Origin of the sequence: Desulfobaculum bizertense DSM 18034, from assembly GCF_900167065.1 — a bacterium.
GTDB classification, from domain to species: domain Bacteria; phylum Desulfobacterota; class Desulfovibrionia; order Desulfovibrionales; family Desulfovibrionaceae; genus Desulfobaculum; species Desulfobaculum bizertense.
Window position 1 is genome coordinate 79873 of sequence record NZ_FUYA01000010.1, and the last position, 20278, is coordinate 100150.

Genomic DNA, 20278 nt, shown 5'->3' on the forward strand with positions numbered 1-20278 from the left:
TATGGGTTCTACTTTTCGGAAACTTCTGCCGCAAAAGCTCTCGCATAACAGAGGTGAAGAAATGGCGCGTGATGAAATAAATGCATTTCTTGGTGCCGGGACCTCCTACGAGGGCCGGTTGGAGTTCAAAGGCTCTGTGCGCATAGATGGTGCGTTCAAGGGTGAGATAGAGTCCGAAGGGACTCTTGTCATTGGGAAAGAAGCTCTTGTTGAAGGGACCATCAGTGTTGGTCAGCTCATCGTGAGCGGCCGGGTCACTGGAACGGTCACTGCTTCTGGAAAAACGACCCTGCACAAGACTGCATATCTTGAGGGTCAGCTTTCGTCTCCCAAGCTGGTTATGGAAGAAGGTGCCGTGCTTGAGGGACAGATTCAGATGGGAACCAAAAAGTCTGAACAGTCGGCAGACGTCATCGAGTTCTCTGCCGGAGCATAGGTTTTTCGATTGCCTCTCTCTTTGTCCCGCACGGAGCAAGGCTCCGCGGGCTTTTCTTGTCTCTTCTTTTTCCCCGTTTATGCGCTTCGGGACTGCCTTAATGAATACGGCATATTAGAAAAAAGTTTTGACAGACTTGTCTAAATTAGATAAAGCCCGATTGACTTTGCTCAATAATTCACAACCTCCAAGAGGGCGCGTATGATCGATCTCGATATCACATTTTTTATTCAGTTAGTGAACTTCGTGGTCACATTGGTCGTGCTTAATTTTCTTCTCATTCGCCCCATTCGGGAGATCATCAAGAAACGCAACGAGAGAATGGAAGGGTATGTTAAGGACGCAGAAGGTTTTTCGGCTGCCGCTACTGGCAAGCTCGAAAAATACTCTGCGCAGCTTGACGCTGCCCGGCATTCTGGCGTTGAGATTCGAAATGGTCTTCGTGATGAAGGCGTTAAAGAAGAGCAGAGCATCGTGGGTGCTGCCACACAAAAAGCTGCGGCCCAGATGAAGACAGAACGCGAAGCCGTGGCAGCTGAAGCCAAGGAGTGCATGGTTCAGCTCAAAGGGCAGGTCAGCGGCTTGGCGAACAATGTTGTCGCGAAGGTGCTTGGCTAGTTACGCGTAGAGGTGAAACCCGATGGTTTCGCCTTTCTCGTCTTTTGCTCAAGCCACAGAACTGGATGGAAAGGAGGGTTTCGCGTTGAAAGGGCTCAAACGAATTGTGCCGGCATTACTGCTCGTGTTAGCGGTATCCTCGGTCGCTTATGCGTCTGAGGCCGGCGGCGCGCACGGACTGAACTGGAAAGATTTTCTGTTTCGTGTCGTCAACTTTATCCTGTTTGCCGGTATTATCTGGAAGTTTGCCGGCAGTAAAATTGTCGACACTCTTAGCGGGCGTCGCAAAAACATTGAGACTCAGCTCGTTGACTTGGCCGAACGTCGCGAAGAGGCCGAGAAACAGCTTGCTGAGGTCGAAACGAGTATTGCCAACATCAAGCAGGAACGAGAGGCCATTGTGGCTGAGTTCCAGGCCCAGGGCGAAAAGCTGAAGGCTTCCATCATTGAGGAAGCCAACCAGAGCGCGGAGAAGATCCTTGCTCAGGCCAAGCTTTCTGCCGACCAGGAGCGCCGTGCCGCTGTGAAGCAGGTGCGCGCTGAGGTTGCCGAGCTTGTCGTTGAGGCTGCGGAAGAGCTCCTTACCAAGAAGCTGAATGCCAAGGAGCAGACCAAGCTGATCGACGATTCATTAAAGAGGGTGGTGCTCAATTGATTGCTGACATCATAGCCCGCAGATATGCCCGGGCGCTGTTTTCCATCGGACAGCAGAAGGGTGATGCGGAAATCAAGGCGTATGGCAAGGACTTGGCTGCTTTCGCTAAAGTAGTGAGAGAGACTCCTGAGTTGCTTCGGCTCTTCAAGAATCCTCTTTTCACTGTGGATGAGAAAAAAGCCATCGTTGAAAAGATTCTCTCTAAACTGAATCCCAAGCCAACCACGAGGAACTTCCTCTTTTTGCTGGCAGACAAAGAACGTCTTTCTGTTATGCCAGAAATTGAATCCTACTACGGAGTTCTGCTGGATGAGGCTCAGGGCGTCGTCCGTGGGGAACTGACCACTGCAATCAAGCTGGACAAAGCCAAACAGACTGACGTTCGAAAGAGCCTGGCCAAGCAATTGGGCAAGGAGCTCGTTCTGGACTTTGAGACAGACAAGACCATCCTCGGTGGTGTTGTTTTGACAGTCGGTGACAAGGTTATGGACGCGAGCTTGCGTGCTCAGCTTCACGGTATGAAAGAACAGATCAAAAGGGGTGAGTAGGGCCATGCAGATCAAAGCTGAGGAAATCAGTAAAATCATTGAGGATTCGATCCAAAATTACGAATCCAAAGTGGAGATGACCGAGACCGGAACGGTCCTCTACGTGGGTGACGGTATCGCCCGCGTTCATGGTGTAGAAAATGCCATGGCCATGGAACTTTTGGAGTTCCCCGGTGGCCTCATGGGCATGACACTGAACCTCGAAGAAGACAACGTCGGTGTTGCTCTTCTGGGTCCCGACACCAACATCAAGGAAGGCGACCCGGTCAAGCGTACCGGCAAGATCTTCTCTGTGCCTGTTGGTGACGCAGTCATGGGCCGAGTCATCAACCCTCTGGGCGAGCCGATCGACGGTCTTGGACCGATCGAAGCTACAGAAACTCGTCCGGTTGAGCTGAAGGCTCCTGGCATCATTGCCCGTAAGTCCGTCCACGAACCAATGTACACAGGCCTGAAGGCTATTGACGCTATGACGCCAATCGGCCGTGGTCAGCGTGAGCTTATCATTGGTGACCGTCAGACCGGTAAAACCGCAGTTTGTCTGGACGCCATCCTGGCCCAGAAAAACTCCGACGTGCACTGCATCTACGTTGCAATCGGCCAGAAGAAAGCTTCTGTTGCTCTGGTTGCTGATGTTCTTCGCAAGCACGGCGCACTGGAATACACCACCATCGTTTCTGCTACTGCATCTGATCCTGCACCGCTGCAGTACATTGCCGCATACACTGGCGCAACGATGGGTGAATTTTACCGTGATAACGGTAAGCACTGCCTCATCATCTACGATGACCTTTCCAAGCAGGCTACCGCATATCGCCAGATGGCACTGTTGCTTCGCCGCCCACCGGGACGTGAAGCATTCCCCGGTGACGTCTTCTACCTTCACTCCCGTTTGCTCGAACGTGCAGCAAAAGTGAGTGACGAGCTTGGCGCTGGTTCCATGACCGCTCTGCCGATCATTGAAACTCAGGCTGGCGACGTTTCCGCATACATCCCGACCAACGTAATTTCCATTACTGATGGTCAGGTTTACCTCGAGCCTAACCTGTTTAACGCAGGTGTCCGCCCAGCTATTAACGTTGGCCTCTCGGTTTCCCGAGTTGGTGGCTCCGCACAGATTAAGGCAATGAAGCAGGTTGCCGGTACCATGCGCCTCGATATGGCTCAGTACCGTGAACTCGCTGCATTCGCACAGTTTGGCTCCGACCTCGACAAAGGCACCCAGCAGAAGCTGAACCGTGGTGCTCGTCTGGTTGAACTTCTGAAGCAGCCTCAGTACAAGCCGCAGCCGGTTGAAGAACAGGTCGCTTCCATGTTCATGGCCACCCGTGGCCTTATGGACGACATCGCTGTCGAAGACGTTCAGCGTTGTGAAGTTGAGTTCTTTGATTTCATGCGCAACTCCAAGGCTGATGTCCTTGAAGACATTCGCACCAAGGCTCGCATTGACGACGACCTTGATGCTCGTCTGCGTGCTGCTATCGAAGAGTTTAAGAAGGGCTTTCAGGCTTAACTTGAGGAGGTCGTGACATGCCTTCACTCAAGGATGTCGAACTGAAGATCAAAGGAGTCAAGAAAACCAAGCAGATCACCAAGGCCATGAATATGGTGGCCTCGGCGAAAATGCGCTCCGCTCAGGATCGCATTGAACGGTTCCGCCCTTATGCGGATAAGTTCTACGAGATGCTTGGTGACCTCGCTTCCGGTGCAGATGGCTCTGACCATCCGCTCCTTGAGGTTCGCGAGGAAATCAAGACTTCGGCCATCGTCCTCATTACTTCCGATCGTGGACTTTGTGGTAGCTTTAACTCCCATATGATTCGTATGGGCCTGAAGCTCGCTGCTCAGAAAACTGCGGAAGGTAAAACAGTCAAGTTCTATTGCGTTGGTAAAAAAGGCTGCGAAGCTGTTCGGAAATCCGAATACGAAGCAGTTATGAGTCTCCCCGATGCAATGAGTCACTATGATTTCGGTCTCGCCAACAACGTTGGCATGGACGTTATCAAAGCTTACTTGGCTGGTGAGTTGGACGAAGTCACTGTCGTCTACGGCAAGTTCATAAACATGGCGCGGCAGGACCCAATCGCTTTGGAAGTTCTGCCCATTGCCCCGGAAGAAAAGTCCGAAGAGGCTGAACCCGCTCAGTCCAATGCAGAATATATCTACGAACCCGAGGTGGGTGGCCTTTTGGCCGAGCTGCTGCCGCGTTTTATCAAGGTGCAGCTCTACCGCGGAATGCTGGATACCTCTGCTTCTGAACATGCAGCGCGTATGGCCGCAATGGACAACGCTACCAAGGCTTGCGACGATCTCGTCGAAAATCTGACCCTCGTCTACAACAAGACTCGTCAGGCTTCGATTACATCTGACCTTATGGACATTGTCAGTGGCGCAGAAGCGCTGAATGGATAATAAGGGAGCATAATTGCTATGAGTGCCAACGGAAAAATCGTTCAGGTTATCGGCGCCGTCGTCGACGTCGAGTTCCCGGCGGGTCAGCTGCCAAATATCCTGACCGCTCTGAATATTAAGAATCCGAACAACTCTGATGCACCTGAGTTGGTAGTCGAAGTCTCCCAGCACCTGGGTGATAACGTCTGCCGTTGTATCGCTATGGACGCCACCGAAGGCCTCCAGCGCGGTATGGAAGTCGAAAACACCGGCGCACCTATTTGTGTCCCGGTTGGTTCCGGCTCCCTTGGTCGTATCATGAACGTTGTCGGTGCACCTCAGGACGAACTCGGTGAAGTGAAGTGCGAAAAGAAACTTCCTATTCACCGTGCAGCCCCGAGCTTTACCGAACAGAGCACTGACATCGAAGTGCTCGAAACCGGCATCAAGGTCGTTGACCTGCTTATCCCCTTCCCCAAGGGTGGTAAGATGGGCCTCTTCGGTGGCGCTGGTGTTGGTAAGACCGTTATCCTGATGGAGATGATCAACAACATCGCTAAGCAGCACGGTGGTATCTCCGTGTTCGCTGGTGTTGGTGAGCGTACTCGTGAGGGTAATGACCTCTACAACGAAATGAAAGAAGCTGGCGTTCTCGAGAAAGCCGCCCTCGTCTACGGACAGATGAACGAACCTCCGGGAGCCCGTGCCCGTGTCGCTCTGACCGCTCTGACTTGTGCAGAGTACTTCCGTGACGAAGAAGGCCAGGACGTGCTGCTCTTTATTGATAACATCTTCCGTTTCACACAGGCTGGCTCCGAAGTGTCCGCACTTCTCGGCCGTATGCCTTCCGCTGTTGGTTACCAGCCTACGCTGGGTACTGACCTCGGTGGACTGCAGGAACGTATTACCTCCACGAACAAGGGTTCCATTACGTCTGTTCAGGCTGTTTACGTCCCCGCTGACGACCTGACTGACCCCGCACCAGCTACGACCTTCTCGCACCTTGACGGTACTCTCGTTCTGTCCCGTCAGATCGCTGAGCTTGGTATCTACCCCGCGGTTGACCCCCTTGACTCCACCTCCCGTATTCTGGACCCCAACGTCCTCGGTGAGGAGCACTATCAGACCGCTCGTGCTGTCCAGCAGATCCTGCAGAAATACAAGGACCTTCAGGACATCATCGCTATTCTGGGTATGGACGAACTCTCCGACGATGACAAACTCATCGTTGCACGTGCTCGTAAAATCCAGCGCTTCCTTTCACAGCCCTTCCACGTTGCTGAAGTCTTCACCGGCTTCCCTGGCGTGTACGTGAAACTTGAGGATACCATCCGCGGCTTCCGCGAAATCCTCGATGGTAAGCACGACGATATGAATGAAAACGACTTCTACATGGTCGCCTCTATCGAAACGGCGGTTGAAAAGGCTAAGGCTCGTCAGGCTGCTGAGGCCTAAGTCCTCATCTACAGGAGCTAGCTATGGCCAATACGTTGCATCTTGAAATCGTCACTCCCGACAGACTCGTGCTGAGTAAAGAAGTCGAGTATGTGGGCGCCCCGGGCTACGAAGGTGAGTTCGGTATTATGGCTAACCACATCCCCTTTCTCTCAGCTCTGAAAGTCGGAAGTCTGTACTACAAAGAAGGTGGCAAACTCTTTTATGTGTTCGTCGCCGGAGGTTTCGCTGAAATCTCCAACAATAAAGTAACCATCCTCGCCGAAGTCGCTGAACTCGCCGCTGAGATTGACGTCGATCGCGCCCAAAAGGCCCGTGAACGCGCTCAGGTGAGACTCGACAAACGACAGGAAAAAATGGACTACGCCCGCGTACAAGGCTCCCTCGCCCGTTCTATGGCCCGCATCTCGTGCCGTGAACGCGCTCAGAGTGCCGGTACCTGCCAGCTCTAAGCTCGCACGCGTAACCCGTCGATCTCCAAAGCCGGAAGCTCTCGCAGCTTCCGGCTTTTTTTATGGCACCAGGTGGGGGGGGACTACGAGACGCTGTCTCGTGCTCTGCAAGGGGCGCTGCCCCTTGACCCCGCCCAAGGACGAGGCCCTTGGGAATCCCGCTTTCGCTCAAAAAAAACAGGGCTGAATGGGATGAAAGCTGTGCTTTCCTCTCCATCAGCCCTATTTTTTGAGCTAGTGGGCACCCTGTGCGTTCGTTTTTTTTGCGCTCCATTCCTTTCTTTTTGAACGCAAGCGTTCAAAAAGAAAATGGTGGTAACGCACGGGAAAGAGAAAGAGGCTCTCGACGCTAGCCCCAACAAGTTTAAAAGCCGTGCAAGCGAAGCTTGCACGGCTTTTAAACTCGATGAGGATACGTAAGGGAATCATTCCCTTACGCGGGGGTTTGGGGGCTGGCCCCCAATCTTCCCCCACCCACCCATCCAGCGCTAACGCGCTGGGGCAGGCTCCCAATTTTTCCAGCCGCCCATCCAGCCATTGCGGGCTGGGGCAGGCCTAATAATAAATACTCGCGAGGACGCCGAGGAAGAAGATAACGGAGATAACGCCGTTAAGTGTGAAGAATGCGACGTTCACGCGTGACATGTCATCTTCTGAGATGAGGAGGTGCTCAAAGACGAGGATAAGGGCGACGACAGCCCAAACGGGGTAGAACCAGACACCGACCTGCGCAGCCCAGCCTGCGAGGAGGAAAAAGATGGAGGTCATGATGTGGCTGAAGGAGCTCAGAGTCAGGGCGGTAGCGAGGCCGAAGTGCGCGGGGATGGAGTTCAGCTTGTTGGCGCGGTCAAAGGCGATGTCCTGGCATGAGTAGAGGATGTCAAAGCCCGCGACCCAAAAGGTAACGCCAAAGAAGAAGAGGATGGCGGAGAGGGTGAATGTTGGGTCATAGGCGAGCCAGCCTGCGATGGGAGCGAGTCCGAGGACAGCGCCGAGCCAGTAGTGACAGAGATAGGTAAACCGCTTGGTGTAGCTGTAGCCAGCGCAGACAAAGAGGGCGATGGGGGAGAGCTTGAGGCAGAGGGTGTTCATGCCTGCACAGGCGAGGACAAAGATGATGGCCGTTCCGGTGAGGAAGAGTGCGGTTTCTTTGATGCTGATTTCGCCTGTGACGAGTGGGCGCTTCTGCGTGCGCGGATTTTTTGCGTCGATTTTGAGGTCGGCGAGACGGTTAAAGCCCATTGCAAAGGAGCGAATGGCAACCATGCCGATGGTGAGGAGAAGGAAAACGCGGAAGCCGGGCCAGCCTTTGGCGGCGAGGAAGGTTCCGGTGAAGGCGAATGGAAGGGCGAAAATTGAGTGCTCAATTTTGACCATTCGGCAGAGTGCGAGAAACTTTTTCATCTGAGCCTCACTATTATATTCCGGTATGCCCGGACGTTAAATTGCCTCAGGCGCGGTGCGGGTAGTGAAGCTGTGCTCAGCCGAACGAACGCCGAGGCCACGAGAAAAAAAGTCCCCGCCTCACAAGAAGCGGGGACTTACGAGCTTAGTTTCTTGTGACCAGACCGTAGTGCTTTTTGCCCTTCTTAATCAGAAGCACCTCGTCGTGGAGGAAATCTTCCGTGCTCGGGGCGTGGAGCATGTCAGTCACCTGTTCGCCATTGATGCGAACAGCGCCAGCCTTGATGTCCTTCTTTGCCTGACCCTTGGACTTGGCAATGCCGAGGTCCACGAGCATGTCGGCAAGCTGAGGCAGCTCGGCGTCGTAGTTGACGCTCGGAGCAGACTGCATGGCTGCGCGCAGAGTTTTGATGTCGACGGTTTTGATGTCGCCGCCGCCAAAAAGAACGTCAACAGCACCAAGAATTTTGTCCAGCTCTTCGCGACCGTGGATGAGGATAGTCATCTCTTCGGCCAGAGCTTTCTGGGCTTCGCGCATGTGCGGAGCTTCTTCAACACGCTGCTCCAGCGCCTTGATCTCTTCTTCTGTCTTGAAGGTGAAGACCTTGAGCAGGCGGACAACGTCACGGTCGTCGGTGTTGACCCAGAACTGGTAGAATTCCCAGGGAGAAGTCTTTTCAGGATCAAGGTAGATTGCACCCTTCTCGGATTTGCCGAACTTGGCGCCAGTGGCCGTGGTCAGCAGCGGGAAGGTCAGTGCAAAAGCTTCGCCGTTGCTCTTTTTGCGGATCAGCTCCGTGCCAGCAGTGATGTTGCCCCACTGGTCAGAACCGCCAATCTGCAAGCGGCATTCCTTGGTGTTGTACAGGTGGTCGTAGTCCATGGACTGAAGAATCATGTAGCTGAACTCAGTGTAGGAAATGCCCACCTCGTCACGGACAATCCGCTGACGCACAGATTCTTTGCGCATCATCTCGTTGACCGTAAAGTACTTGCCAACGTCACGGAGGAACTCAATCGGATTCATGGTCTTCGTCCAATCGTAGTTGTTCAGTACCTCGGTGTCGTTACCAAAAATTTTGTGAACCTGCTTACGAATGCAGTCAATATTGTCATCGATGATGGAGAAATCCAGAAGCTGACGCTCCTGATCCTTACCACTCGGGTCACCAATGCGACCTGTGGCTCCACCCATCAGCGCCATCGGCTTGTGACCGGCTCGCTTGAAACGAAGCAGCGCCAAAAGCGGGACCAGATTGCCGCAGTGAAGGCTGTTCGCAGATGGATCAAAACCACAGTAGAGCGTGCGGCCAGGAGTCTCAAAGTATTCGCGAAGCTTCTCTTCGTCTGTCGTCTGGAAAATAAGCCCCCGCCATTTCAGCTCATCAATGATATTCATTGTAAAACATCCTATGCGTCTGCTACTCGCGTAACAGTAAATTTTGTGAATATGTAAGAGAAAAAAAGAGAATAGGGGACGCTTCGTACGCCCGGCGCTGGTCCCGGTGAATGCGCCGGGCTAGCAATACAAGCTATACGTATACAAGGCTCCCAGGGGGGAGAAGGGGGGGATGGAACAACGCTCGCCTCGCGGCATCTTGCTCTCTAAATTTTTGTACGTATGCATTCGGAATCTCACCTTAACGTCTCCTCAATATCGCGGATACGGTGTTGTTTGTATCCTCTCATCACTAGAACGTCAAACCCTCTCTGCATGATTCATTACGTGGGGGAAAGTTGGGGCCAGCCCCAGCGCGTTAGCGCTGGATGGGCGGCTGGAAAAAATTGGGAGCCTGCCCCAGCGTGTTAGCGCTGGATGGGTGGGTGGGGGAAAGTTGGGGGCCAGCCCCAGCGCGGTAGTGCTGGATGGGCGGGTGGGAAGAAAACCGGGGCCAGCCCCGGACCCCGCGTAAGGGAATGATTCCCTTACGTATCCTCATCGAGTTTGAATTCCCTCCACGCTTCGCGTGAATGAAATTCAAACTTGTTGGGCATAACGTCGAGAGCTCCTTTCTCTTCTGCGAGTTCGCCACCATTTTCTTTTTGAACGCTTGCGTTCAAAAAGAAAATAAGTGCGGGAGAAAAAGGCAGAAGAACACGCAATCGGGAAATGACCATTAGACCGAAAAAAAGGGGACCGAAATGGAGAGGAGAGCGAAGCTCTCATCACATTTCGGTCCCCTTTAATTTCGGGCGAAAGCGGGATTCCCAAGGGCCTCGTCCTTGGGCGGGGTCAAGGGGCAGCGCCCCTTGCAGAGGTGCGGGGACAGAGTCCCCGCCCACCCAAGCGCCCCTTGCAGAGCACGAGACGGAGTCTCGTACCTCACTCACTCAAGCGCTCCTAGGCCTGCTTTGCGTGCTTATTTGTTGCCAGTGCCGTCAGTCCCGAAAGTAGACTGCCAAGCGTGAGCGAGGGAGTCGACGGATTCGGCGAGGATCTGGGTTTCGCCATTCTTGATGACGAGTTCGCTGGATGCGGTTGCTTTGCCGATGAGGGCGAAGTGCTGGCCAGCGAAGGCGGCTTCAAAGGCATCCTTGTTCTCGGGCTTCACGGAAACGAGAAGGCGCGAGTTGGATTCACTGTAGAGGGTGTCAGTCACAGCCATGCCTTCGGGGCAGACCGGGACGTTTTCGAGGTTAATCTCTGCACCCATGCGACCGCCGATGCACATTTCTGCTGCGGCGACGGCGAGGCCACCATCAGAGAGGTCGTGCGCTGCTGCGACGAGCTGATCCTGCATGACGGCGTAGAGTGTGCGATACCGCTCGCGGGCGGAGACGGCGTCGACCTGTGGCACTTCGGAGAAGGGCGATTTCATCATGTCGGAAATCTCGCTGCCGCCGAGTTCGGGGCGAGTGAGGCCGAGGATGTAGATCAGGTCGCCTTCGGCCTTGAGGTCGGAGGTCACGCACTTGTTCACGTCGTCCACGAGACCGAGCACGGAGAAGAGGACCGTGGGCGGAATGGAGATTTTTTTGCCACCACCGGTGTAGTCATTTTTCATGGAGTCCTTGCCAGAGATGCAGGGGACGCCAAAGGACTGGCAGTAGTGGGCGAGGGCCTGGTTCGCACGAACGAGCTGTGCGAGCTTGTAGTGGCCGTCTGGAGTCTTTTCAGACTGAACCGGGTCGCACCAGCAGAAGTTGTCCGTACCAGCCATGTGCTCAGGATTTGCGCCAGTGGCGACTGCGTTACGAATGGCTTCGTCAATGGCAGAGGCCATCATCCAGTAGGTGTCAAGCTCGGAGAACTTGGGGCAGATACCGTGAGAAACCACGATACCCTTGTCAGTTCCGAGAACCGGGCGCAGAGCACCAGCATCAGAAGGACCGTCGTTTTCTGCACCAGTGAGGGGCTTGACGGCACTGCCGCCCTGCACTTCGTGGTCATACTGGCGAACGATGTATTCCTTGGAGCAAATGTTGAGACGGCCGAGCATTTTTTTGAGCAGCTCGCCCTGATTTGCCACAAAGAGAGGCATGTACGGTTCCTGCTCCGGGCGCTCCCAGATAGCTTTGAGCTTCATCTGCGGCACACCGTCGTGGAGGAAGTCCATGGACACGTAAGCAACGGGCTTGTCGCCGTAGGTGACATGGAAGTAGCCGGAGTCGGTGAACTCGCCGAGCACGTTGGTCTCGACGGCCATTTCTTCGGCCAGCTCAAGGAACTTGGGCAGCTTGTCCTGCGGCACGGCCAGAGTCATACGCTCCTGAGCCTCAGAGAGCAGGATTTCCCACGGGCGGAGTCCGTCATACTTGAGAGGAGCCTTGGACAGGTCCATGCGGCAGCCGCCAGACATTTCGGCCATTTCGCCAACAGAGGAGGAGAGACCACCTGCACCGTTGTCGGTGATGGCATTGTACATGCCGAGATCACGGGCACGCATGAGGAAGTCATACATCTTGCGCTGGGTGATGGGGTCACCAATCTGAACGGCGGTTGCCGGAGAGCCTTCGTGCAGTTCTTCGGAAGAGAAGGTTGCACCGTGGATGCCGTCTTTGCCGATTCGGCCGCCGCACATCACGATGGCGTCGCCGGGCAGAGCGTCTTTTTCATGGCTGGGCTTGCCTGCAACTTCGTTGGGCAAAAGGCCAATGGTTCCACAAAAGACCAGGGGCTTTCCAAGATAGTTCTCGTGGAAGACCAGAGAGCCGTTGACGGTCGGAATGCCGGACTTGTTGCCACCGTGCTCAACACCTTCGCGAACGCCTTCGAGGACGCGGCGGGGGTGGAGCAGACGCGGGGGCATCTCTTCGTTGTAGAAGGGAGAAGCAAAGCAGAAAACGTCTGTGTTGCAAACAAGGTTTGCACCCATGCCCGTGCCCATCGGGTCGCGGTTTACGCCAACGATACCGGTGAGTGCTCCGCCGTAGGGGTCGAGAGCGGAGGGACTGTTGTGGGTTTCGACCTTGATGCAGATGCTGTGATTTTCGTCAAAGGTGATGACGCCAGCATTATCCTTGAACACGGAAAGACAAAAGTCTTTGTCGCCAAGCTGCTCACGAATCTGGGCAGTGGAGTCCATGATGTAGGTTTTGAAAATGCTGTCGATGGTCGTACGGGTTCCGTTTTCACGGTCTTCGTAGTCGATTTCTGCGCTAAAGATCTTGTGCTTGCAGTGCTCGGACCATGTCTGAGCCAGCGCTTCCAGCTCGGCGTCAGTGGGGTTGACGGCAAGGCCTGCGGCTTTGCGGTCGGCAATGACGTCGGGGTTGAGGAAATGGTCACGAATGGTCTGCATCTCCTCAAGGGAGAGAGCCAGTGTGTTGGCGCGGGAAAAGTCCGTGAGTTCCTGATCGCTCATGACGCTGAGGTCGATGATGTTGACCTCGTCGACGGCTTCACCTGTCACCTGAGCGGCACGAGGTGTAAAGCCGGGTTCCTTTGCCCACTGGGCAGCGCTTTTGTATTCAAAACGCTGAATCAGCTCGTTGGCGAGGAAGTTTCGGCCGATGTTGATGACATCGTCTTCACTCAGGTCGCCATGCAAGAGATAACGTGTGGAGGTGTAGACTGCGACGTCCTGGGCGTCTTCTTTGGAAAGGCCCAGAACCAGAGCCACACTTTCGCGGGCTGTACGGCCCTGATTGTCGGTTACGCCGGGGCGGAAACCAACTTCGATGGTCCAGTCAAAATCTGTGGAAATGGGTTCGGTTGAAGCATCATGCAGAACCGGGTCGTGCAAGACTGCCGCGTCCAAAAGACGCGAAATACCGGAATCGTCGACACCCTGAACGGTGAAAACCCGAACGATTTGGCAATCATTTACGGGCACACCAAGTGCCTGCACTATGCCGCGTGCCACTTTGTGGCCCACTGTGTCCGTGACATGTGCTTTTAGCCCCAACTCAACTCGCCTGAGCATTGCTCATCTCCCTTTTACGTGCTGCGCGGCTGGAGTATCCAGCCCCGTGGTTGCCAAAAAAAGACATATCCAGTCTGGCGCGAGGCCAAGGCTGGTTTTCCTCTCGATGACGCCATGTGTGGCGCGGGGTGCGCGGGCTAGTCTGTCCAGCAGACGGCGTTTCCTCCTGCCGCCTTGACCTGATAGGCGCTGGCGTCTGCCCGACGCAGAAGTTCATTTGGCTTCTCGTTGTGCCGGAGCATGGTGACTCCCATGCTGGTCCCAAGCGCACCGTGAAAGTGCTGTTGTAGGGCGTTATGAACTCGATGTGCAAGGATTTGAAGACCGCTTTGGTCTGTTTCTGTTGCAATAATAGCGAATTCATCACCGCCATACCGGCAGGGAAAATCAGTACCGCGACGTATATTGGTTCGGATGATGCGTGCAACAGTCTTGAGCACTGTATCACCGGCCTGATGTCCACGGGTGTCGTTGATTTCCTTAAAGCCGTCAAGATCGAAAAACAGGAGCCCAATGCTTTTCCCAGATCGTTTGCTGCGCAGAACTTCGCGTTCCAGCAGTATATGAAACTGGTAATGATTGAACAGCCCTGTGAGACCATCCACGATAGCCCGCTGCCGGAGTCGTTTCTCCAGACGGCGGATCTGCGTGAGGTCGCGACCAACAAGAAGATATTTTTTCTGCTTCTGAGCGGAAGAAGCGAGTTCCGACACGACAAACTCCAAAGAGAGTGGAGCATCACCTGTAGGGTGGAAGAGAACTTCAACAGGCTGACGGAGCGAAGCCAGCATGGCAGGTCCCCAGTGATGTCCCGAGTCGTGAACGGGGCGAGCGATTTCAAAAAAATTCAGGTCAAAAAGTGGAGTGTTCCACCTCTTTGAGGCAAAAGTAATGGTTCCGTCTTCGGAAAGGACAAGAACCAGCTCCTGCATGGAATCGATAATCTGTTCCAGAAATTCGCCGTGGCTCAGAGCCTGAAGCTCAATTTCTGAAAGCTCGACATTGTCCTCAATAATGAGGCTCAGTTTCCCCTCGTCCTGCTTGTGAGCTGAAATGTGCAGGCACTGCGCTGAGTTCTTGTCTGGTGAGCAGCAGAGAAGCGTGCTCATGTCCTTGCGAGAGCGGTCGGCAAGGAAGTTTGTCCAGCGCGAACCAAAAGGCGCGGGGTTGAGGCTGTGCAACAGATCACCGAGCGAGGCACCTCTTGGTGTTGTGTTCAGTGACAGAAGCGAACGCAGGGCATCATTCGTGTCCTGAACGTGGCCTGTTTTGTCGAGAACGGCAACGCTGACGGGCAGCCCCTCAAAGGTGCTGGCCTTGCGGACAAGCGTGGCCTGATGCGCGGCATACTCGTGAAGAGCCTCGGCCGCAAACCAGACATAGAGTGACAGCTCGTGGCGGCCTCTCTTGGGCAAGGACTGCTCAGAAAGGCGCAGGCTTCCCCATGTCTGGGACTGGGAGCGAAGCAGGTGCGCTGCCCCCTGTGCTGACCACGGAAGCAGGGAAGGCTTTGTGGTGCTTGCAATGTGTTCTGCACCGCGTTCAGCGGTGTAGCGGAACAAGGCCCAGGAATGCTGCGATTTGTCATACAGCGCAAGTTCCCAGTTTTCTATGGCAAAATTCCAGCGCAGGTGGCGGCCCATGATCTGAGCTATGGTCAAAAGCCCACCCTGTGCAGCGCTAATTTCAGAGCCTTGGATGTGAAAATCCTTAAAGGTCTGAACGGAGTGCTCATAGAGCCGGTCCGCAGGATGCAATTCCTCAAGTCCAATGGCAGAGAGCATTGAGCGAAAACGCTCTATGCACCGGTCTTCAAGGTTTTGCCAGTCCTCTTCGGTAAGTTCGAGGCAGTGTTTTGCCCGCTCCCGAAGAGTCAAAAGTGCGGCTGGCGGATACGCGTGCTGCGCATCACTTATGTGTTCCGCCCATGCCGTGGCAAAAATTACGGCCTGAGTCAATGCCGGAAGTTCCTCCACCTGCTCCAGATTATGGTGCAGCTGGATGCAGTCCCGGCTGAGATCTGAGACTCCCCAAAGCTCCAGCATCTCAAGGGAAAGCTGGGCATGTGTGACGCCCCATTCGCTCTGTTCGCGTTCAAGCTGACCGTGCCGAAGTGAGCACAGGGGAAGGTCTTTGTTTTTTTCCGGGCTTGGCAGTGCCTGATCGCAGTTGGCCAAGACAAGGAGTGAAATATCTTTGAGCAGGGCGCAGATGTATGCCTGCTCTTTGACCTTGGGAGCAATTTTTTCGGCAATGAGTTCTGCGGCAATAGCGGCCCAGACTGCCATGCGCCAGTTGGCATATGGCGCGTTCCCCAGTCGGGGAGACATGCTCTTCCGACTGGAAAGAAAGGACACGGAAAGAGCCAGTTTGAGAATCTCACGAGTGCCAAGGACGACTGCGGCCCGCTTGAGATCCTGAATTTCTCCGTGCTGGCTGTAGAATGGCGAGTTGACAAGGCTCAGCACAGCAGCGGTGATTGCCGGATCAAGGCGAATGATTCGGGCAATATCTTCAAAGCTCGGTTCGGGCCGGACCAGCTCGGCGAGGAGCTGGCTCATGACCGGCGGAAAGGAGCAGTCCAGACTTTGACGCGCTGATGGAAAGACCGTCTTCAGTACGTTCGACATGGCTCCTGATTCTTGCGTTTATTTTTCGCGAGACAAAACAAAGTCCAGAATGGAGTCGAGGACTTCGCGTTCTGGAGTATCCGGGAACTTTTTGAGAGCTTCACGCGCCTGATCAACGTAGCTGCGAGCTGCCTCGCGAGTCTGTTGCGGCAGATTGAGGGCGGTGATCTCGTGCAGAATGTCGGCGGTTTCTTTTTCGGAGAGCAGGTTCTGGCGGAACTTGTCTTCCAGTTCTTCGCGGCGGGCTGGCTCAAGCTGGGCAAAGTAGCCAATGAGCGGCAGGGTCAGCTTGCCTTCGCGCAGGTCGCCACCAGAGGGCTTTCCTGAGACGTCAGAGGGCGACACGTAGTCCAGTGCATCATCAACGAGCTGGAAGGCGATGCCGAGGTAGAGACCATAGTTGTGGGCGGCGTCTTCAACCTCTTTGGGACAACCCGCAATAATGGCACCACACTCACAGGCTGCCTGAAAAAGGTAGGCGGTTTTGCCCGTGATGATGTCGAGGTAATCCTCGTTGCTCAGCTCGGTGTTCCGAACATTGGCGATTTCTTTTACTTCACCAGTTGCGGTGCGCATGATGGCCTCGGATAGAATGTCCGTCAGGCGAGGTTCGCCATAGCCAGCCACAAGGCGGTTGGCCAGTGCAAGCAGCACATCGCCCGCAAGGATGGTTTCGGAGCGGCCATAAATGATATGTGCGCTCTGACGGCCACGGCGCAGGTCTGCTTCATCAAGAATATCGTCATGCAGCAGGGTGGCAGAATGGAGAAACTCCAGAGAACATGCCAGCGGCAGGGCAGCGTCGTTTTTTGCACCAAGGGCGCGGGCTGCCAGCAGGGTCAAAAGAGGACGAAGCCGTTTGCCACCTGCGGCAAGCACATGCTGGATGGGCGGACGGACGCTGGAATCCAGCTTGTCGGTTTCGTCTTTCAAAAAAGCGTTGATACGAGGCAGTTCATGCCCAAGGTATTCTGCGATGATCTTCTGCATAATGATTCAAGTTCCCTTCTCTCGGGGCGAGGCTGTAATGCTTATGCGTCCGCTGCGTGTGCGGCTGCGGTGCGGGATGCCAGCTCGGAAAGTCTCTTGAGTGCAGAGCGTCCGGCCTGTCCCATGTCATAGCTCAGTTCATCCACATATGCGACTATGTGGCGCTCAAGAGTCTCGTCGTCAAGCTCTTGGGCAAGGGTTGTGATGAGAGGCCACACGTCTTCCCTGTGGTCCTGCGCAAAGCGGATGCTTTCACGAATGGTCGTGATAACCGCGTCCCGTTCTTCCTGTGGCAGTGATTTTTTGGCGGCAATAACGCCCAGTGGAATTGGGGCGACTTCGCCCTGTTCCTTCCACCATGCTCCAAGGTCCATACGCAGTTCCAGACCATAGCGGGCATAGACCAGCGCGGTTTCATGAATCACCAGACCTGCATCGACTTTTTTGTCCTGCACGGCTTTGACGATGTCAGAAAAAAGCATGGGGACCGGGGTAAAGCCATTGGGAAGCGCTGCGCACAAAACCGTGAATGCCGTGGTGCCAAGACCGGGAACTGCAATGGTTTTGAGTTCCTTGGGAGAGTCTGGACGGGTGATGAGCTTGGGGCCTGCACCTTTGCCAAAGGCGGCTCCAGCCGGGAGAATCTCGTAGCTGTCAGTCAGGGTCAGGGCTGCCGCAGAGGACAGCTTGACGACATCATATTCGCCGCGCGCGGCGGACTGGTTCAGTTCTTCCACGTCTGCCCATGCAAAACGCACCGGGCGGGAGAGGTGTTCCTGAACGCGGCCAAGGACCCACGCTGCAAAGATGAAAGAGTCATTAGGACAGGGAGAAATTGCGACAGTTAATGGTTCGGTATTCATGGTCGTTCCCAATAAAATATCTGGCAGAATATGTCTGCCTGTGGTTGCCCGCAGTGGGCGGGGAGCTTCTGCGTTAGTTTGGACCTTCCCACCAGAATGTCAAACACGACGTGCATCCGACACCTGCTCCGAAATGGGGCGTCTGGATGGTCTGGTCTAGGCCTCCAAAAGCATGGTCATGGCCCGCCCAAGAGCGGAAAAGCCTGCCACGATGTTCCAGTCGGCTTTTTCTCTGGAGCCGATTTTGTTGGAGACACTCCGCAGTTCTAAAAACGGAATGGACTCGTGCAGGCAGGACAGGGCAAGGGCAAAACCTTCCATGTTTTCCAGCATGGCGTGCGGGTAGCGGGTTTGCATTTCCTGCGCACGTTCTGCTGTTCCGCTGACCCCTGCGACCGAGAGCATGGGGCAGAGTGGCCAGCCTTGCGGAAGGGAAAGCCCCATTGCGGTGGCTGCCGTGTATGGCTCAAGCTGAATGCGATCAAAGACGCGCTGTTCATCCTGCTCATACTGGGCAAAGCCGAGTCCGTCCGGGACGAGTCCGTCTGGTGTGTACAGCCCGTATTCGGGATTGATTTCCTCTGCGGCAATGCAGAGGCTCCCGAGACGGTGGCTGGTGGTGTCAAAGGCACCGGCAAGGCCGCAGTTAATGACGCCTGCCGGGCGGTCGCCAAGCGTGGCAAGGCAGCGCCCAAGGTGCATGGCTGCATTGAGCGGCCCTACGCCAGTGATAAGGACGGTGAGTTCGTGGTTTGCCCGAACATGAGGAAGCCACTGCCCCTGAGCAGGAACAGTGTGCATTTCCGGGAGCGCGGCTGCGCATTCCTTGTCCGTCGCAAAAACACAAAGCAGCATGTTTAGTCCTTTTCCAGAAGAACTCTGTACGCGGCAGAGGGCAGACGCTCTGTCGAAATCACATGGGCGGCATAGTGCCGGATAATGATGTCGATTTTGGCCCGCCCCTCGTGGGGGCAGAAGACTTCAAGGAGCTGGCCTTTGCGCATGTCGCGGAGATGCAAACTCATCTCCCGGTATCCGCTTCAGCAGTCCCCTGTGCAGTCAATGCGAGCTACTGTTTCACTCATGCCGCGTCCTGTCTCCTAGATGCGCCAGTACTTCAGACCGGCGGCGTTGATGTCTTCCTTGTCCCGAATACCTTTGAGGTCAAAGAACACGCCGTGTTCCGGATTGCGGAAACATGCAGCGAGGTCCTTGCTGTCCAGCTTTTTGTAGTCTTCGTGAGAGACTGCGAGAATGAGTCCATCAAGGTCTTTGAACTCGCTCAGTTCAGACAGGGTCAGGCCGTATTCGTGCACGGCTTCGGCCTTGTCGGCCAGCGGGTCATGAACCAGAATTTCTGTGCCGTATTCTTTCAGTTCATGGATGATGTCCACGACTTTGGTGTTGCGCAGGTCTGGAACGTTTTCCTTAAAGGTCAGGCCAAGAACGCCGATGCGGGCGCCCTTGATAAGGCAGCCTTCGGCGATGAGCTTTTTGATGAGTTTTTCTGCAACCCATTTGCCCATGTGGTCGTTGATGTTGCGGCCCGCAAGGATGACCTGAGGGTGGAAACCCATTTCTTCGGCCTTGAAGGTCAGGTAATAGGGGTCAACGCCAATGCAGTGACCACCGACCAGACCGGGACGGAAGTTCAGGAAGTTCCACTTGGTGCCCGCAGCTTCGAGCACTTCCAGAGTGTCGATGTCCATGCGGTCAAAAATATGTGCCAGCTCGTTCATCAGGGCGATGTTCAGGTCGCGCTGAGTGTTTTCGATGACCTTTGCGGCCTCGGCAACCCGGATGCTGGAGGCGCGGTGCACGCCAGCCTTGACCACGGAGGCGTAGACCTTGCACAGCAGGTCAGCTGTGGCCTCGTCCTGTCCTGCAACGACCTTGATGATGCTTTCAAGGGTATGAACCTTGTCGCCGGGGTTGATGCGCTCCGGGGAGTAACCCACAAAGAAGTCCGTACCGTATTCCATGCCGGATTCCTGCTCCAGAATGGGAACACAGATTTCTTCGGTGAGGCCGGGGTAGACCGTGGATTCGTAGACAACCACAGTGCCCTTGGACATGTTCTGTCCAACGGTGCGGGTTGCGCCTGTAACTGGACGGATTTCGGGACGACGGTTGGCGTCAATGGGGGTGGGAACGGCAACAATGACCAGCCCGGCGCGGGACAGGTCTTTGGGGTCGCTGGTGAACTCGACCGGAGCGGCCTTGAGGCGCTCAGGTTCAACTTCGCCAGTGCGCTCGATGCCTTCGCTCAGTTCTTTGACGCGCTGGTCAGAAATATCAAAGCCGATGACAGAAAAGTGTTCTGCAAGGGCAACGGCCAGAGGCAGGCCGACATAGCCAAGGCCAACAACGGCCAGAGGCGTTTTTTTGCTTTTCAGTTCTTCAAAGGTCGTCATCCGACGAAACTCCTGTAGTGAAATCGGCGGGGGACAGTGGACAGCGCCGCAGTGCT

The 20278-nt window shown here is 55.0% G+C and carries 17 protein-coding genes; 8 read left to right on the plus strand and 9 right to left on the minus strand.

What is annotated here, in order from left to right:
• Positions 1-61 precede the first annotated feature (61 nt).
• From B5D23_RS13030 to B5D23_RS13065, 8 genes are all read left to right on the plus strand, one after another.
• Positions 62-436: a bactofilin family protein gene (locus B5D23_RS13030; RefSeq protein WP_078685946.1), complete on the plus strand. Its 375-nt coding sequence runs from the start codon at positions 62-64 to the stop codon at positions 434-436.
• A gap of 201 nt (positions 437-637) precedes the next feature.
• Positions 638-1054, plus strand: a complete 417-nt coding sequence (locus B5D23_RS13035; RefSeq protein WP_078685886.1) for a F0F1 ATP synthase subunit B — start codon at positions 638-640, stop codon at positions 1052-1054.
• 85 nt (positions 1055-1139) lie between these two features.
• Entirely contained in the window at positions 1140-1709 is a 570-nt protein-coding gene (gene atpF / locus B5D23_RS13040; protein WP_078685947.1) for a F0F1 ATP synthase subunit B, read from the plus strand.
• The gene (locus B5D23_RS13045) at positions 1706-2257 is read left to right on the plus strand and encodes a F0F1 ATP synthase subunit delta (protein WP_078685887.1); all 552 of its coding nucleotides are present in this window, start codon (positions 1706-1708) and stop codon (positions 2255-2257) included. The genes atpF and B5D23_RS13045 overlap by 4 nt, the downstream gene beginning before the upstream one ends.
• Before the next feature lie 4 nt (positions 2258-2261).
• Positions 2262-3770 (plus strand): F0F1 ATP synthase subunit alpha, encoded by a 1509-nt coding sequence (gene atpA, locus B5D23_RS13050; RefSeq protein WP_078685888.1) that lies wholly within the window; start codon positions 2262-2264, stop codon positions 3768-3770.
• Between the two features lie 17 nt (positions 3771-3787).
• Complete coding sequence (locus B5D23_RS13055; protein ID WP_078685889.1) at positions 3788-4669, plus strand: F0F1 ATP synthase subunit gamma; 882 nt, start codon at positions 3788-3790, stop codon at positions 4667-4669.
• Positions 4670-4687: 18 nt separating this feature from the next.
• Entirely contained in the window at positions 4688-6103 is a 1416-nt protein-coding gene (gene atpD, locus B5D23_RS13060; RefSeq protein ID WP_078685890.1) for a F0F1 ATP synthase subunit beta, read from the plus strand.
• A 23-nt stretch (positions 6104-6126) separates the two neighbouring features.
• Positions 6127-6555, plus strand: coding sequence for a F0F1 ATP synthase subunit epsilon (locus tag B5D23_RS13065; protein WP_078685891.1), 429 nt, complete (start codon positions 6127-6129; stop codon positions 6553-6555).
• Positions 6556-7110: 555 nt separating this feature from the next.
• On the opposite strand, the gene B5D23_RS13075 is transcribed toward B5D23_RS13065, so the two are convergent.
• From B5D23_RS13075 to B5D23_RS13110, 9 genes are all read right to left on the minus strand, one after another.
• Positions 7111-7959: a 4-hydroxybenzoate octaprenyltransferase gene (locus B5D23_RS13075; RefSeq protein WP_078685893.1), complete on the minus strand. Its 849-nt coding sequence runs from the start codon at positions 7957-7959 to the stop codon at positions 7111-7113.
• A 145-nt stretch (positions 7960-8104) separates the two neighbouring features.
• Positions 8105-9358, minus strand: coding sequence for a tyrosine--tRNA ligase (gene tyrS, locus B5D23_RS13080; protein ID WP_078685894.1), 1254 nt, complete (start codon positions 9356-9358; stop codon positions 8105-8107).
• 961 nt (positions 9359-10319) lie between these two features.
• Positions 10320-13325, minus strand: a complete 3006-nt coding sequence (locus B5D23_RS13085; RefSeq protein WP_078685895.1) for an AIR synthase-related protein — start codon at positions 13323-13325, stop codon at positions 10320-10322.
• Positions 13326-13462: 137 nt separating this feature from the next.
• Complete coding sequence (locus tag B5D23_RS13090; protein ID WP_078685896.1) at positions 13463-15955, minus strand: sensor domain-containing diguanylate cyclase; 2493 nt, start codon at positions 15953-15955, stop codon at positions 13463-13465.
• 18 nt (positions 15956-15973) lie between these two features.
• On the minus strand, positions 15974-16945 hold the full coding sequence (locus B5D23_RS13095) for a polyprenyl synthetase family protein (protein ID WP_078685897.1): 972 nt from the start codon (positions 16943-16945) through the stop codon (positions 15974-15976).
• A 41-nt stretch (positions 16946-16986) separates the two neighbouring features.
• Positions 16987-17808 (minus strand): 1,4-dihydroxy-6-naphtoate synthase, encoded by an 822-nt coding sequence (locus tag B5D23_RS13100; protein ID WP_078685898.1) that lies wholly within the window; start codon positions 17806-17808, stop codon positions 16987-16989.
• A 156-nt stretch (positions 17809-17964) separates the two neighbouring features.
• Positions 17965-18663: a futalosine hydrolase gene (mqnB, locus tag B5D23_RS13105; protein WP_078685899.1), complete on the minus strand. Its 699-nt coding sequence runs from the start codon at positions 18661-18663 to the stop codon at positions 17965-17967.
• A gap of 2 nt (positions 18664-18665) precedes the next feature.
• A complete protein-coding gene (locus B5D23_RS15090) occupies positions 18666-18833 on the minus strand; it encodes a hypothetical protein (RefSeq protein WP_159446007.1) in 168 nt (55 codons plus the stop codon).
• A 75-nt stretch (positions 18834-18908) separates the two neighbouring features.
• Positions 18909-20222: a nucleotide sugar dehydrogenase gene (locus B5D23_RS13110; protein ID WP_078685900.1), complete on the minus strand. Its 1314-nt coding sequence runs from the start codon at positions 20220-20222 to the stop codon at positions 18909-18911.
• Positions 20223-20278 lie beyond the last annotated feature (56 nt).

Bases quoted from the DNA above. Each gene is read 5' to 3' on its own strand.
- B5D23_RS13110 (WP_078685900.1), bottom strand. From the start codon at position 20,222: ATGACGACCTTTGAAGAACTGAAAAGCAAAAAAACGCCTCTGGCCGTT.
- B5D23_RS13085 (WP_078685895.1), bottom strand. From the start codon at position 13,325: ATGCTCAGGCGAGTTGAGTTGGGGCTAAAAGCACATGTCACGGACACA.
- mqnB (WP_078685899.1), bottom strand. From the start codon at position 18,663: ATGCTGCTTTGTGTTTTTGCGACGGACAAGGAATGCGCAGCCGCGCTC.
- B5D23_RS13090 (WP_078685896.1), bottom strand. From the start codon at position 15,955: ATGTCGAACGTACTGAAGACGGTCTTTCCATCAGCGCGTCAAAGTCTG.
- B5D23_RS13035 (WP_078685886.1), top strand. From the start codon at position 638: ATGATCGATCTCGATATCACATTTTTTATTCAGTTAGTGAACTTCGTG.
- B5D23_RS13065 (WP_078685891.1), top strand. From the start codon at position 6,127: ATGGCCAATACGTTGCATCTTGAAATCGTCACTCCCGACAGACTCGTG.
- B5D23_RS13095 (WP_078685897.1), bottom strand. From the start codon at position 16,945: ATGCAGAAGATCATCGCAGAATACCTTGGGCATGAACTGCCTCGTATC.
- tyrS (WP_078685894.1), bottom strand. From the start codon at position 9,358: ATGAATATCATTGATGAGCTGAAATGGCGGGGGCTTATTTTCCAGACG.
- B5D23_RS13030 (WP_078685946.1), top strand. From the start codon at position 62: ATGGCGCGTGATGAAATAAATGCATTTCTTGGTGCCGGGACCTCCTAC.
- B5D23_RS13075 (WP_078685893.1), bottom strand. From the start codon at position 7,959: ATGAAAAAGTTTCTCGCACTCTGCCGAATGGTCAAAATTGAGCACTCA.
- B5D23_RS15090 (WP_159446007.1), bottom strand. From the start codon at position 18,833: ATGAGTTTGCATCTCCGCGACATGCGCAAAGGCCAGCTCCTTGAAGTC.
- B5D23_RS13100 (WP_078685898.1), bottom strand. From the start codon at position 17,808: ATGAATACCGAACCATTAACTGTCGCAATTTCTCCCTGTCCTAATGAC.
- atpA (WP_078685888.1), top strand. From the start codon at position 2,262: ATGCAGATCAAAGCTGAGGAAATCAGTAAAATCATTGAGGATTCGATC.
- atpD (WP_078685890.1), top strand. From the start codon at position 4,688: ATGAGTGCCAACGGAAAAATCGTTCAGGTTATCGGCGCCGTCGTCGAC.
- B5D23_RS13055 (WP_078685889.1), top strand. From the start codon at position 3,788: ATGCCTTCACTCAAGGATGTCGAACTGAAGATCAAAGGAGTCAAGAAA.